Origin of the sequence: Mesorhizobium sp. NPDC059025 (assembly GCF_042739655.1) — a bacterium.
Lineage (GTDB): Bacteria > Pseudomonadota > Alphaproteobacteria > Rhizobiales > Rhizobiaceae > Mesorhizobium.
In genome coordinates, this window is record NZ_JBHYIM010000001.1 from 182,518 (window position 1) to 196,540 (window position 14,023).

Below are 14,023 nucleotides of genomic sequence, written 5' to 3' on the forward strand. Positions count from 1 at the left end.
TTGAAGGTTGCTTTACGGGTTGCCGGTCTATGATTTTTCGATTTGTCCGCCTCTTGCTGATCCTGGTTCTCACCGCGGCGATGCCTGCGCTGGTGTTGGCGCAGGTCGACATGCCGCTCCTCGGGGAAACCGCCCAGCCAGCCACTCCCGCTCAGCAACCGGCTCAGCAGACCGCGCCGCAGCCGACTGATCCGAACGGCTCCGCTCAGCCGTCGCAACCTCCCGCACAGGTTACGCCGGCGGCCTCGCAGGCGGCACCCGTGCAGGCGCAGTCTTCCGATGCGCTGGTCGCGGAGCAACAGAAGGCGCTCAAGGCGCTGGTGGTGAAAACAGACAATTTTGCCAAGCAGATCGACGACAATCAGGAAGACGATGGCGCACTGGTCGAGATTCGCACGCAACTGGAGGAGCTCTCCAGGGCGGCACTCGGCACCGCGACCGTTTTTCGGCCGCGGCTGACCGAGATCAATGTCCGGCTGGAGCAATTGGGACCACCGCCAGCGCAAGGCCAACCGGCTGAGCCGGACATCGTCGCCACCGAGCGCAAGGCGCTGACAAACGAGAAGGCCGAGATCAACGCTGTCATCGCGGGAGCGCAGACACTTTCCGTCCGCATCGCGGCGATGGGAGACAAGATCTCCACCCTGCGCAGTGAACTGTTCCGCAAGACGCTGACCAAGCGCTACGCTTTGAATGATCTTCTGAGCAGCAAACTCGCCGTCGATGCGAACGCGGAATTCTCAAACCTTTACAGCGCCGTTTCGTCCTGGTTCTCGTTCGTCCTGAAGTTCAAGTACCAGGCTGCATTTGTGGCGACACTGATGGCGCTGGTGGCAGCGCTGGTATTGCACGTCGTGGTGCGGCGAATATTCGGTCGCATCTTCGAGCCGGATCCGACGGTTGAGGACCCGAGCTATCTCAGCCGTCTGTCGGCCGCTTTCTGGTCAACCTTGTTACCGACGCTCGGCCTGGGGGTTTTCCTGAGCCTGGCCTATTTCTTCTTCGACTATTACGGGGTGCTGAGAGGCGATATCGGCATCTTCCTGCGCTCGATCATCGGCGTGATCCTGATCGTGTTCTGCGTCTACCGCCTGACCAATAGCGCTCTCTCTCCCAGCATGCCGAAATGGCGGCTGATCCCGGTTGAATCCGGTCCTGCACGTTGGCTTGTGGCGCTGTCCACCGCCATGGCCGTCGTGTTGGGGGTCAACGGCTTCCTGTCCGTGGTGAACGAACAGATGGGGTCGCCGCTGTCGCTCACGGTCGGTCGGAGCTTTGTCGCGACCGTTATCGTCGGGCTGATCCTGATCATGATGGGCCTTGTGCGGCCGTTTCGCACGAAAACCAGCGAATGGCGGCCATGGCCGGCCTGGCTACGGTTCCTTGCCTATGCGCTCGGAGCCATAACGATCGTTGCGGCGCTGCTTGGCTACATCGGTTTTGCCATTTTCCTGGCAGGCCAGGTCGTTGTGACCACCACGCTGCTGATCACAGCCTACATCGGTTTCCTGTCGGCCCGCGCCATTGGCGCCGAGGGTGGTTTCGCGGAAACGTCCGTGGGACGCTGGATTGCCGGTCGGACAAGCCTGGAGGAAGGCACGCTCGATCAGCTGGGCCTCGCGACGAGCATTGCTCTCAATCTGCTGATCGTCGTCGTCTTCCTGCCGATGCTGCTGCTGATGTGGGGCTTCCAGTTCGCCGATATCCAGGCCTGGGCCTACAGGATTGCGATGGGCGTTACGGTCGGATCCGTCACCATCTCGCTGTTCGGCATTTTGACGGGCGTCATCGTTTTCATCCTCGGCTACTTCCTGACGCGCTGGTTCCAGTCCTGGCTCGACGATTCCGTCATGGCCCGCGGCAAAGTCGATACCGGCGTGCGCAACTCAATCCGGCTGGTGGTCGGCTATGCCGGCTTTGCCCTGGCCGCGGTCGTCGGCATATCTTCGGCAGGTATCAATCTTTCGAACCTTGCGCTTATCGCCGGTGGTCTTTCGCTGGGTCTTGGTTTCGGCTTGCAGAACGTCGTCTCCAACTTCGTCTCCGGCCTGATCCTGCTTGCCGAGCGGCCGTTCAAGGTGGGTGACTGGATCGTTGCGGGCGACGTCAGCGGTACGGTGAAAAAGATCAGCGTGCGTGCCACCGAGATCGAAACCTTCCAGCGCCAGTCGGTGATCCTGCCGAACTCGAATCTCATCAACAGCGCGGTCGGCAACTGGACGCATCGCAACAAGCTCGGCCGTGTCGAGATCAATGTCGGTGTTGCCTATGGTTCGGATGTCCGGCGCGTGCATGAAGTCCTGACAGAGATCGCACGGGGACACCAACTGGTGCTGAAGAACCCGGAACCCTTCGTGCAATTCGCCAATTTCGGCCTGAATGCGCTGGAATTCCAGGTCCGTATCTTCCTGGCCGATATCACGAATGGCGGTTCGGTGCAGAACGATATCCGTTTCTCCATCATGGATGCTTTCCAGAAGGAGGGCATCGAAATTCCGTCGGCGCCACGCCAGCAGATGCCCCACCCGGACAGGGAACCTTGGCCAATCGACGACGACAAGACCGAAGCGTTGCATGCTGAGGCGGCGGCGGCGAAGGAGGAGGCGGAACGTAACCAGCCGAAGGGTCGCCGCAAGCCGCGCCGGCCTGATCCGGGCTAGCTGCGCGGGGCGGCTACCCAATTGCGGCATGAATGAGGCATTCAGTTGCGGTTCAGCTTGTTTGTCCTATAAGCTTGATTGCGAAGGGCGAAAATGCCTCGCGAACGCAACAGAGGCGGTGGAAACACCGGAATAGCAATGTGGAAGATCCTCATCGCCGCCGTCGCTCTCATAGCCGCGAGCGAGGTTGGCCATTCGGCCAGCGCGGTCAACAAGGACAATGAAACGCGCACGCTGATCGTGACGGAAGGCGGCGGCAAGAGCGAGTTGACGCTTGCGGGCGGCGAGACCGTCGAATTCTGCGCGAGTGGCTGCTTCGTGACGCTGCCGAATGGCGACCTCGAAGCGCTGACAGGTTCCGAGACCGTCGTGATCTCCGGTGGCAATGCGACCGTGAAATAAGCGCAGGATACTGCTGCCAGGCGACAAGGCCGGACACCTGTCCGGCCTTTGACGTATGTGGAGAGCCGGGCCGGGACGCACATCTCCAATGCCTGTCGGGCGACCATCAGTTCGGCGCGATGATGTCCGGGCCAAGAGCCGTATTGAATTTGGGGTGGACAAACGCGTCATAACATTGGTTGAGCTTGAAGCGGCGGTGACTGGTCAGAGCCGGTTCGTAGAGCGTGTAGAGGATCTTGTTGTTCGCTGTTGGTGGACAGGTTGGCAACAGGACAAGGTCCGTGCTGGCAACGGCCTGTTCTTCGGCGGAACCAGGCAATGGCACGGTACGACCGGGATCGGCGCCGATCGTGATGTGCAACGGCGCGGAGCGCTCCATCAGCCAGGGAAACGGATTGACGAAATTCAGCGACATGATCGTGCCGAAGCGGACGCCAGTCCTGCTCTCGATATCCCAGATGGCTTCGATCGCCCTGTCGACCGTTTTCAAATAGGCGATCTGGAACTCGAAATCGGAATAGAACAACGGGTTCGGCAATTCGTTGGCGTCTGCCAGGTCCCGGTAAAGTCTGCCGTGCTCGGAATAGAAACGCAGCATCTTGTCGGTTCGGGTCTGAACCTCCGGACGCATGTTGAGCGCACCGAGCGTCTTGAGGTTGTTTTCCTGCAGCGGCACGTTCCTGATGGCACCGACATAGGTACGCGCCGCACGTTCCACGACGCGCATGGCCAGTGGCAGGGCGGTCGCAGCGACCAGTGCGCCGATGCCAAGCACCAAGGCAGGGCGGTTGGCGATCCTGCTGGTACTGAGCAGAATTGCCAGCAGTATCGGCCACAGGAAGAGGAAAGCCTGGCTGCCCGTATTCTGCGTTTCGAAGAGGACGCCAGCCAGCAGCGCCACTGCCAGCCACAGGCCGTCGCTGCCAAGCAGCGAGCTTCTTTCGTCCGGTTGGGCAGCAAGTTTGCGCCACTCCACCCACAGCAGCACCGCTATCAGCGCCGTCGCTGCGAGTACGACGCCAAAATTCTGGGATAAGGCCCGCAGGAGGCGTGGCTCGAACGTGCTGCTGTTCAGGCCGACCAGCACGATGATATCGTGGACGTAGCTGCTGACCAATCCTGACGATATCTCCATGCCGGCAAGGATCGCCATGAAGGCGACCGCGGCGATCAACGCATCGCGCAAGGCAACGCGTCCGGCAATCAGGGCCCAGGCGCAGATCAGGCCCGCAGCAAGAAAGCCTGTTATCTTCACGAAGAAAAGGGAACCCATGCAAACGGCAATGAGGCCTGCAAGCAGTCGCCTGTCGCGAACGAAAGTGAAGGCGGCGACCAATACGTAGAGTATCTGACAGACGTGGCGGTTATAAACGCCGAAGCCGTCGGAGCCTGGATAGGTATACATATCGCGCGTGTCGAACGGCAGAAGCGCAAAGACCAGAAACGGAATGAGCAGAGAAAACGCCGCGAGGCGCGAGCGCTTGTCGACGTGCCAGACAATGGCTGCCATTGCCGGGGCGGTGATGGCCAGAAGCGACCAGTGGGCGAGCAGAACGGGGTGTCCGTTGGGAAAGAGCGTCAGCCAGCCGACAAAGAGATAGTAGCATAGCGGCCCGACGGGGATGAAAAAGTCGCGCACCGGAAGCTGGCCATCGAAGACGCGGTTGGCCGCATCGTAGTAGATGTAGATATCCCAATACATCGGCCCGACCGGCAGCCGCAGTGGGACCAGCAACAGGACGAAGACGAGAAGCATCGCTGCCGCCAGCCACACCAATGGGCTGGTCAATGCCGACGACACGGGCCGGCTGCCGGCTTTGGAAGCCTGTTCGAAGGCCACGTTCACCTCCGGTCTCCGCGGCGCTCCAGACGAGAACGTCCGATCATCTTTTTCATCTATCAGTAAATCCGAAAGTAACGGTTAAGCCTACCGGATCGAGGAGAGCTGAATCGGTGGCCGCTGCGCACGTCGCGCCGCTTTTTTGCAATGTCGCAAACAGGCTGCAATCGCATCGCGGCGGCCTATAGTGTGCGCGCAAGCATCATCTCGGAGTGGCATGCAATGGCAGGGTTCCCGAAAAAGGCGAAGGTCGTCATCATCGGGTTGGGGGGTATCGTCGGGGCGTCGGTGGCGCACCATCTGATCGAGCGTGGCTGGGACGACATTGTCGGCATCGACAAGTCGGGGATTCCGACCGATGTTGGCTCGACCGCGCACGCCTCCGACTTCTGCTACATGACCAGCCACGACTTCCTGTCCTGCTGGACATCGCTCTATTCTCTCGAATTCTATGAAAAGATGGGGCACTACGCCCGCATCGGCGGTCTCGAAGTTGCGCGGGTCGGCGACGATACCCGCATGGACGAGATCAAACGCAAGGTGGCTTCCGCCAAGGCCTTCGGCACACGTGCGCGGTTGGTCGAGCCGGCCGAGATCAAGGAGAAATTCCCGCTCATCGAAGAAAGCCTGGTTCAGGGCGGCCTGTGGGATCCTGATGCCGGCCTCGTCATTCCGCGTTCGCAGACGGTGGCGGGCAAGCTGGTCGACCAGGGTGTCGCTGCCGGCAAATTGCAGGCTTTTGCCAACACTGCTGCGAAATCGCTGGTCATCGAAAATGGCCGTATCAAGGGCGTGGTGACCGATCGCGGAACGATCGAGGCCGACCATGTCGTCGTCTGTGCCGGTCTCTGGGGCAGGCTGATCGCCGAAATGGCGGGTGAGGACCTTCCGGTGATGCCGGTCGACCATCCGCTCACCTTTTTCGGCCCGTACAATGAGTTTGCCGGTACCGGCAAGGAGATCGGCTGGCCGCTGCTGCGCGATCAGGGCAATTCCGCCTATATGCGCGACACTGGCGACCCGAGGACAACGGAAGGCGGCCAGATCGAGTGGGGTTACTACGAGGAAAAGAACCCGCGCCTGTGCCACCCGCGCGAGTTGCTCGAAAAGCATGAAGCCCGCCTGTCGCCGTCGCAGCGCGATCTGGAAATGGAACAGATCCTCGAGCCGCTGGAGCGCGCGATCGAGCTGACGCCGATCCTCGGAGAAATCGGCTACAACGAAGGCCATTCCTTCAACGGCCTGCTTCAGGTGTCCGCTGCCGGCGGCGCATCCTGCGGCGAGAGCCAGAAGGTGCGCGGCCTGTGGTATGCCGTCGCCATCTGGGTCAAGGACGGCCCGGGCTACGGCAAGCTGATTGCCGACTGGATGACCGACGGGCGTACTCATGTCGATCACGCTTCGATCGACTACAGCCGTTTCTATCCGCATCAGCTCGAAGAAGGTTTCATCGAAGGCCGTTGCGGCGAAGCCGCGCAGAAGATCTACACGCCGGCCGTCCATCCGCGTGAGCCCTACGCAACGGGCCGCAACATCAAGCACTCGCCTTTCTATGAGCGCGAGAAGGAACTCGGCGGCTATTTCATGGAACTCGGCGGCTGGGAGCGTGCGCATGGCTATGCCGCCAACGAGCACCTGCTCGAAAAGTATGGCAACCGCGTGCCGGTGCGCGAGAACGAATGGGACAACCGCCATTTCTGGCGCGTGTCGAATGCCGAGCATCTCGCCATGAGCGGGGATTGCGGCATCGTCAACCTGTCGCATTTCTACATGTTCGACGTGGAGGGGCCTGACCATGTCGAGCTGATGGAATGGCTGTGCGCGGCCAAGATCGGCGGCGACAACAACATCGGCAAAGGTATCTATACCCATTTCCTCGATGACGAAGGCATGGTTCGCGCCGACCTCACCGTCATTCGCATGGCCGATCGCTGTCGGGTCATCGACGGAGCCGATGCCGGCCCGCGCGATTTCCATTATGTGAAGCGGGTTGCCGAAGACAAAGGTTTCAACGTCACCGTCACCGATGTGACCGAGAAGTTCGTGACCATCGGCATCTGGGGACCAAATGCCCGTGCGACCCTGCAGAAGGTGGTCGAGGATCCGGCTGGGCTTGCGCAGGAGAACTTCCCGTTCGCCGCGATCAAGCCGATCAGGATCGCAGGCAAGGACGTGACGGCGTTCCGCATCTCCTATGTCGGCGAGCAGGGCTGGGAGTTGCACATGCGCTACGAGGACGGGCTTGCCGTCTGGGATGCGTTGCGCGCCACCGGGGTCATGGCTTTCGGGGTCGAGACTTACGCCAATTCGCGCCGCATGGAAAAGAGCCTGCGTCTGCAGAACGCCGATCTGCTGACCGAGTACAATCTCCTGGAAAGCGATCTCCAGCGCCCGAAGGTCAAGGAAGCCGATTTCCGTGGCAAGGCGAAACATCAGGAGCACAGGGCGCGTGACCATCAGCCAGCAATGCTGTGCACGCTGGTGATGACCAACAACATCGATTCCAACGGTGTCGCCCGTTATCCGGTCGGCGCCATGCCGGTGATGAACCCGGCAACCGGCGAAACTCTGGTCGACGAGCTTGGCCGGCGCTCGTTCACCACCTCGGTGGCCTATGGTCCGACGATCGGCAAGAACATCGCTTTGGCCTATCTGCCTTGGGCTTACGCCAGGGAGGGGCAGAAACTGCAGGTCGAATATTTTGCCGAAACCTATCCTGTCGAGGTGGTTGGTGTCGGCTACAAGCCGCTCTACGATCCGGAGAACCTTAAGCCGCGCAGTTGATGTTAGGCGTTTCCGTTTTTCACGAAAACGCGGAAACGCTCTAGTTTTTTGTTTTTACGCAATTCCGGACGGAAAACCGTTACGCACTTTTCCGGGAATTGCTCTGGCGGGCTGTCACAAACCTCGCGAAATCGTGAGGGATAAAGCCTGGCAGTTGCCGGGCTTTGTCTTTGTGGGAAGCCGAATCTCGCTTACCCTCGCTTCATGTCGGCATCCGCAGCCAGTTTCCTTCTTGCCGGCGCCGTCTCGGCGCTGACATTTGGATTGATGCCGATAGCTCAGGCCGCCGAACAGGTCGATGTCGAACTGGTGCTGGCTGTCGACGTCTCGCTTTCCATGTCCCCGGATGAATTGGAGATCCAGCGACGTGGCTATGCCGCCGCGCTCACCGACGAGGCGGTGCTGCGGGCCATTGCCGACGGCATCCACGGCAAGATCGCGATCACCTATGTCGAATGGGCCGGCACCAATTCACAGGTCGTGGTCGTTCCGTGGACACTGGTTGCCAATCGGGCAGATGCCGAGCATGTGGTGGCAAGGTTGACCGCGCGACCACCCAACAGCGCGCGCCGGACATCGATCTCGGCGGCGCTTGAATTCGGCGCGGATCTGTTCGCCGAGAGTGGTTTCGAAGGGGCCAAACGCGTCATCGACATTTCGGGCGACGGACCGAACAACCAGGGCGCTCCCGTGCCGCTCGTTCGTGATGCCGTGATCAAGCAGGGTATTGTCATCAACGGCCTGCCGCTGATGACCAACGGCGGCATGGAGACATCCTACGACATCCGCGATCTCGATCGATACTACCGGGATTGCGTGATCGGCGGGCCGGGCGCATTCATGATCCCGGTCAACGGCTGGGAACAGTTTCCCGAAGCGGTCCGCCGCAAACTGGTGCTGGAGCTGGCAGGTGCTGCTTCACCGCAATGGGCCGTCGAGGAGGCGGCACATCCACCGATAGTGCTCGCCGAGGTCGGGTCGACAATCGATTGCCTTGCGGGCGAGAAGAAATGGCGTGATCGCAGTCTGATGTTCGACAGCCGGTGAGATGGCTCTCCCCGCCATGCGGGGAGAAGATCAGGCTCAGGCGGCCAGCAATTGCTTGCGATCGACCCGCTCCTGCTGTGGGGAGCGCGCATAGAGTTCGCGGTAGCATTTCGAGAAGTGCGAAGCCGACACGAAGCCACAAGCCACCGCGACTTCGACGACCGGCAGCGAAGACTGGATCAGCAGATGGCGGGCGCGATCCAGTCTGATCTCGAGATAGTAGCGGGCAGGGGAGCGACCCATCTCGGTCCGGAACAGACGCTCGATCTGGCGCCGCGACAGGTCGACATGATCGGCAATCTCGATCAGCGACAGCGGTTCAGCGAGATTGGCCTCCATCAATTCGATGATGGTCAGCACCTTCGAATTCTGCACGCCGAGGCGTGCCCGCAAAGGCAAGCGCTGACGGTCGGTCGGGCTTCTGACGCGATCGGTCAATACCTGCTCGCAGACGCGGTTGACGAGGTTCTCGTCGAAATCGTCGCCGATCAGCTTCAGCATCATGTCGAGCGCGGCTGTGCCGCCGGCACATGTGTAGACGTTCTGATCGACTTCGAAGAGATCGGCAAAGACGTTCGCCTTGGGGAAGGCTTCCTGGAAGCCGGGCAGGTTTTCCCAATGGATGGCACAGCGCTTGTTGGACAGAAGACCCGCGGCAGCCAGCACATAGGCGCCGGTGCACAGGCCGCCGACGGCAACACCGCGGTTATACTCCTCCCGCAGCCAGGCAAAGACCGACTTGTTGTGATACTTCTCGACGTCCATGCCGGTGCAGATGATGGCCATCGAAGGGCGCTCCGGTCCGGCCATCTTGCGGCGCTCTTCATCGAGGGAGGTGTTGACGGCACACAGCACGCCGTTGGAGGCAGGCACCGGCTTGCCGTCCGCACTGGCGAGGCGCCAGCGATAGGCCTCGTAACCAAGCATGCGGTTGGCGATGCGCAGCGGTTCGAGCGCTGTCGCAAATGCGACCATGGTGAAATCAGGAACCAGGAAAAAGACCAGCGATCGTTTGATCGGATGCTTAACAGCGTTCACGAAAATTCTTCCTCCCATGACGCGAACAGAATGTCGCGATCAGCATAGCGTCATCAGGAAACTTATTTTCTGTCAATCGTCTAGAATGGTTCTAAAAAATAAAATTTGCGACATGGGTCGCAAATCGGCTACCGAAAGCGCTTTGGATCCGCCAATGCCCGCTCGGCGCTCGCGACGATGCCGCAAAAATGCCAGCCTTTCGACGTTATGTCCGATCGCGCTGCTGTCGGGGAGCGTTCCAGTTGCGCTCTCGACTTGACATTCTTGTGAATGGAACGAAGCGTTAACCGTGTTAACCGACATACTGCGTCTTTGATCCGCAGCTACCGCTCATAAGCCCGTGTTCGCAAAACTCGCCAAACTCAGTTCCGCAATTCTGCTGGCCGCACTCGCTGCCGGATGCGTTTCGTCCGCGCTCGACGTTGGCGCGAAGGGCGTTCAGCCTATTGCAGCCAAGCTGGTCGCGGAGATGAAGCGCAAGGGGATGACGCCGTCGTCGCCCATCCTGGTGCGCATCTTCAAGGAAGAGAGCGAGCTCGAAATCTGGAAACGCGACGGCAATGGCAAGTATGCCTTGCTCAAGACCTATCCGATGTGTCGCTGGTCCGGTCAACTCGGGCCCAAGAAAAGGATCGGTGATCGCCAGGCGCCGGAGGGATTCTATCATGTCAGCGCGGACAGGCTGAACCCGAATTCGCAATACTACCTCTCCTTCAATCTGGGTTATCCCAACAAGCTGGAGTCCGCGCTCGGTTATTCCGGCGAGGCTTTGATGGTGCATGGCGCCTGTTCGTCCTCAGGCTGTTACGCGCTGACGGACGAGGGCGTGTCGGAGATCTATGCAGTGGCGCGTGAAGCCTTGAAAGGCGGTCAGACGTCCTTTCAGGTCCAGGCGTTTCCGTTTCGCATGACCGCCCAGAAGATGGCGCGCAATCGCGGCAATCCGAACTACGGTTTCTGGACCGATCTGAAGAAAGGCTACGACAGCTTCGAGGTAACGCGCCGCCAGCCCAGGGTGGCCTATTGCGACAAACGTTATGTCTTCGATACCGAATTTGCTGGCGGCGATCCGGTCGACCCGCTTGCGGCATGCCCGCCCGCCATATCCGGCGCTGATCCATTGGTGGCGGCGCGGACCGAGCGCGATCTTTCAACTGCCGAGACGATGGCGTCGACAATGACCGGCACGACAGTCCATGCCTATGCGGATGGCGGCATGCATCCCACTTTCCGCAAGCTGCTCGCAGCCAGCGGCGACAAGGTCCTGTCGAAAAGGACGTCGCTGACGAAAGTCCCGATCAGCCGGCCGGAGGCTGCGCTGGCGGATCCTTACAGCGCTTCGGAATAACGACCGCTGCACTTGGGTGCGTGTCAACCAGTACCCGCAACGAAAACGCCGCTGCGGCAAAGCCGAAGCGGCGTTAAGCAAAAGCGGCGGTCGTGCCGCGGCGAATTCTAAACCTTAGGCAACGAAACCGAGACGGGCAGCCGCGACCGCGCCGGTCTGGCCGGGCATGGTCTTGGCGAGGCGCTGACGCTCGAGGGCGGTGGTCAGGTTGATTTCGCGGCGGGCGAACAGGCGGGCGAAGAGCTTCATCGTTTTCTCCAATCGGTTGCTCAGACGGGTCGCCTTCGCGTGATGGAGTGGGGCAGCTCGTTTGCTGCAGTGCATATAGGCTCGTCCAAGCGAAAACAAAATCGCAAAAGCGAAGCGTTTCGCACGAAAAAACGACATGGTCATTGTCGCGATTTCGCTGAAAAGCCGATATTTGCAAGATTTTACAATTGCTTGGCTGGATTTTGTTCTGCTATGCGGCTTGTTCATATGCGTCATGCAGCCATTGCATGGCAGGTTAACGACGCTGGCCGACACGAAAAAGCCCGCCGGAGGGATCGCGGCGGGCTTCAGATGGGATATTGCGCTTTCATTTTGCGCCGGCCCAGCTTCCGACGCCGGGAGCAATCACTTTCGAACTGACATCCGGCCAGCCGATATCCTTCTGGACCTCGGCGGGAAGGGAATTGATGGCGCGCTCGGTGAGGTAGCGGCTACGGGCCGCGCCGAGTTCGGCGGCGATCCGACCGATGGTCGACAGAATAGTCATGCACTTCTCCTTCCATTGGTTGGCTGGACTCCGCTGATGGGCCCGTCGATGCGGCCGCTGTTCCAGCGATTGTCAGCAGTGACTGATCAGGCCTTCTCGACGCTGTTGACTATGAACTTTCCGTGATATTCAATCAAACGAAATGGGATGATGCTTTGCATCAGAAAATTTGAAGGTGATGCCATGAATGCGCCACTCAACCATCCGCTTCCTCTGCTTGATCTGGATGTGCTCCGCACTTTCGTGGCGATTGCCGAGACGGGCAGCTTCACCACGGCGGCCACAGCTGTCTTCCGCACCCCGTCGGCGGTTTCCATGCAGATCAAGAAACTCGAGGATGTGCTCGGTCGCTCGGTCTTCGCCCGCGATGCGCGTTCGGTGGCGCTGACCACCGATGGCGAAATGCTGCTCGGCTACGCGCGCCGCCTGCTCGCCATCAATCGCGAGGCCGTATCCAAGTTCATCGTGCCGGACATTGTCGGCATCGTGCGGCTGGGCTCTCCGGACGACTATGGCGAACGCATCCTGCCGCACGTGCTGAAGCGTTTTGCAAAGTCGCATCCGTCGATCGCCGTCGATGTCACCATCGATCAGTCGATCAACCTGCGCCGTCGTATGGACGACCGTGCGCTCGACCTCACGCTGCTCACCAATTCCTACAAGACCAGCGCGATCGGCGCCGAGGTGCTGCTGACCGAGCCCATCGTCTGGGCCGGTGCAAAGGGTGGCTGCGCGCATCTGCGCGAGCCGCTGCCGGTGTCGATCTGGGAGGAGGGCTGCGTCTGGCGCGCTGGCGCCCTGGAGGCGCTTGGCCGCGAAGGACGCAACTATCGTGTCGCTTACATGAGTGCGCATACCGCCGGCCAGCGGGCGGCAATCCAGGCTGATCTTGCCGTGGCGCCGCTGCCAAAATCCTTCCTCGGCAACGACATGGTCGAGCTCGGCCCGAAAGACGGCATGCCGCATATCGGCAATTACAATCTGGCTATGATCGTCACGCCTGATGCAAGTGCTCCGGTCAAGGCGGTCGCCGACCACATCCGTGCGACCTTCGACGTGTTCCGGGAAACGGGAAGGTTCTGAGTCTCCTCCGTTATTCGGCGGCGAGGGGCATCTCGATCCGGCGTTCCTGCCTGTTCAGGAACGCCACGATACGGTCACGGGCGCGGCGTGCCTCAGGCATGTTGATCAGCGGCCAGACATGGAACATGCCTTCCTCGTGAACCAGTTCGACCTCGACGCCTGCCGCACGTGCCTTTTCGGCGAAGATCAGGTTGTCCGGCGTCAGGAGATCGTGCGAGCCGGTGAACAGCAGGGTCGGCGGCAGAACGGTGAGGTCGCCGTAAAGCGGGCTGATGTGCCAGTCGCTGCGTTCCATGCCTGCGCCATAGAGGCGGACCGCTTCCAGGCCGCCAGCAATACCCAGCCAGGGATCGCGCTGCTCGGCTTCGAACACTTCGGGATTGGCCAGCGACATGTCCAGGCCCGGAGAGATCAGAACATGACTGCCGGGCGCCGGCAGGCCTTCCTCGGCCATCATCATGGTCAGCACGACGGCCATGTTGCCGCCGGCTGAATCGCCCATGAAGATGATGTCTTCCGCAGCTGTCTCTTCGAGCATTTCGCGATAGACCGAGCCGACCATGCCAAACATGTCGTGGAAGTCGTGTTCCGGCGCGATCGGATAGATCGGCACGGTTATGCCAAAGCCGAGACGTTCGGCCATTTCGGCAATCAGTGCCCAATGATAGGTCGTGATTTCAAAGACATAAGCGCCGCCGTGCAGGTAAAGAATCCGCTTGGTGCCGCCGTTCTTCGGCGCGATGTCGTAAACGGGGAAGCCGGCAACACTGCGCGTGGTGACGTCGAAACGCTGCGTTACCAAGGGCGGTGGCTGGTGGCACTGCTTCCTGCGCGCATGCAGAATCCAGCGGTGCATGTTCTCCGGGCTGGAGAACGCCTTCTTGCGTGTGTGCTTCAAAACAAATGAGACGAGATGGCTACGGATGCTGGCCATGGAACACAACGGACTGATGCTGCGCCGGCTGGCCGGCTCTGACTGCCCCCAAGAAGCAGAATTTTGGTCTGCAGGGACGAAAGTCAAGGATGACGTGGCGTCACCGATTGTGCCAGAGCTTGATCCGATG

11 protein-coding genes are annotated in these 14,023 nt (G+C 60.4%); 6 read left to right on the forward strand and 5 right to left on the reverse strand.

Annotated features, from left to right (window positions below):
• Positions 1–29: 29 nt before the first annotated feature.
• Both ACFWYE_RS00830 and ACFWYE_RS00835 read left to right on the forward strand, forming a co-directional pair.
• Positions 30–2,660, forward strand: coding sequence for a mechanosensitive ion channel domain-containing protein (locus ACFWYE_RS00830; protein ID WP_379109007.1), 2,631 nt, complete (start codon positions 30–32; stop codon positions 2,658–2,660).
• A gap of 138 nt (positions 2,661–2,798) precedes the next feature.
• Complete coding sequence (locus tag ACFWYE_RS00835) at positions 2,799–3,062, forward strand: hypothetical protein (RefSeq protein WP_379069780.1); 264 nt, start codon at positions 2,799–2,801, stop codon at positions 3,060–3,062.
• Positions 3,063–3,168: 106 nt separating this feature from the next.
• Here ACFWYE_RS00835 and ACFWYE_RS00840 read toward each other — a convergent pair whose 3' ends face one another.
• Positions 3,169–4,908: a hypothetical protein gene (locus ACFWYE_RS00840; protein WP_379109009.1), complete on the reverse strand. Its 1,740-nt coding sequence runs from the start codon at positions 4,906–4,908 to the stop codon at positions 3,169–3,171.
• A gap of 216 nt (positions 4,909–5,124) precedes the next feature.
• On the opposite strand from ACFWYE_RS00840, the gene ACFWYE_RS00845 reads away from it, so the two are divergent.
• A complete protein-coding gene (locus tag ACFWYE_RS00845; protein WP_379109011.1) occupies positions 5,125–7,686 on the forward strand; it encodes an FAD-dependent oxidoreductase in 2,562 nt (853 codons plus the stop codon).
• 267 nt (positions 7,687–7,953) lie between these two features.
• Positions 7,954–8,733 carry a DUF1194 domain-containing protein gene (locus ACFWYE_RS00850; protein ID WP_379109013.1) on the forward strand — a complete coding sequence of 260 codons (780 nt, stop codon included), beginning with the start codon at positions 7,954–7,956 and terminating at the stop codon, positions 8,731–8,733.
• A gap of 36 nt (positions 8,734–8,769) precedes the next feature.
• On the opposite strand, the gene ACFWYE_RS00855 is transcribed toward ACFWYE_RS00850, so the two are convergent.
• Complete coding sequence (locus ACFWYE_RS00855; RefSeq protein WP_379073007.1) at positions 8,770–9,708, reverse strand: GlxA family transcriptional regulator; 939 nt, start codon at positions 9,706–9,708, stop codon at positions 8,770–8,772.
• Between the two features lie 403 nt (positions 9,709–10,111).
• Here ACFWYE_RS00855 and ACFWYE_RS00860 point away from each other — a divergent pair, with 403 nt between their 5' ends.
• The gene (locus tag ACFWYE_RS00860) at positions 10,112–11,119 is read left to right on the forward strand and encodes a hypothetical protein (protein WP_379069792.1); all 1,008 of its coding nucleotides are present in this window, start codon (positions 10,112–10,114) and stop codon (positions 11,117–11,119) included.
• A gap of 114 nt (positions 11,120–11,233) precedes the next feature.
• Here the strand turns inward: ACFWYE_RS00860 and ACFWYE_RS00865 are convergent, their stop codons facing one another.
• Positions 11,234–11,368, reverse strand: a complete 135-nt coding sequence (locus ACFWYE_RS00865; protein WP_129414556.1) for a hypothetical protein — start codon at positions 11,366–11,368, stop codon at positions 11,234–11,236.
• Between the two features lie 328 nt (positions 11,369–11,696).
• Positions 11,697–11,876, reverse strand: coding sequence for a hypothetical protein (locus tag ACFWYE_RS00870; RefSeq protein ID WP_379069795.1), 180 nt, complete (start codon positions 11,874–11,876; stop codon positions 11,697–11,699).
• 183 nt (positions 11,877–12,059) lie between these two features.
• On the opposite strand from ACFWYE_RS00870, the gene ACFWYE_RS00875 reads away from it, so the two are divergent.
• Complete coding sequence (locus ACFWYE_RS00875; protein ID WP_129414558.1) at positions 12,060–12,959, forward strand: LysR substrate-binding domain-containing protein; 900 nt, start codon at positions 12,060–12,062, stop codon at positions 12,957–12,959.
• 10 nt (positions 12,960–12,969) lie between these two features.
• Here the strand turns inward: ACFWYE_RS00875 and ACFWYE_RS00880 are convergent, their stop codons facing one another.
• On the reverse strand, positions 12,970–13,893 hold the full coding sequence (locus ACFWYE_RS00880; protein WP_379109014.1) for an alpha/beta hydrolase: 924 nt from the start codon (positions 13,891–13,893) through the stop codon (positions 12,970–12,972).
• Positions 13,894–14,023: the final 130 nt, after the last annotated feature.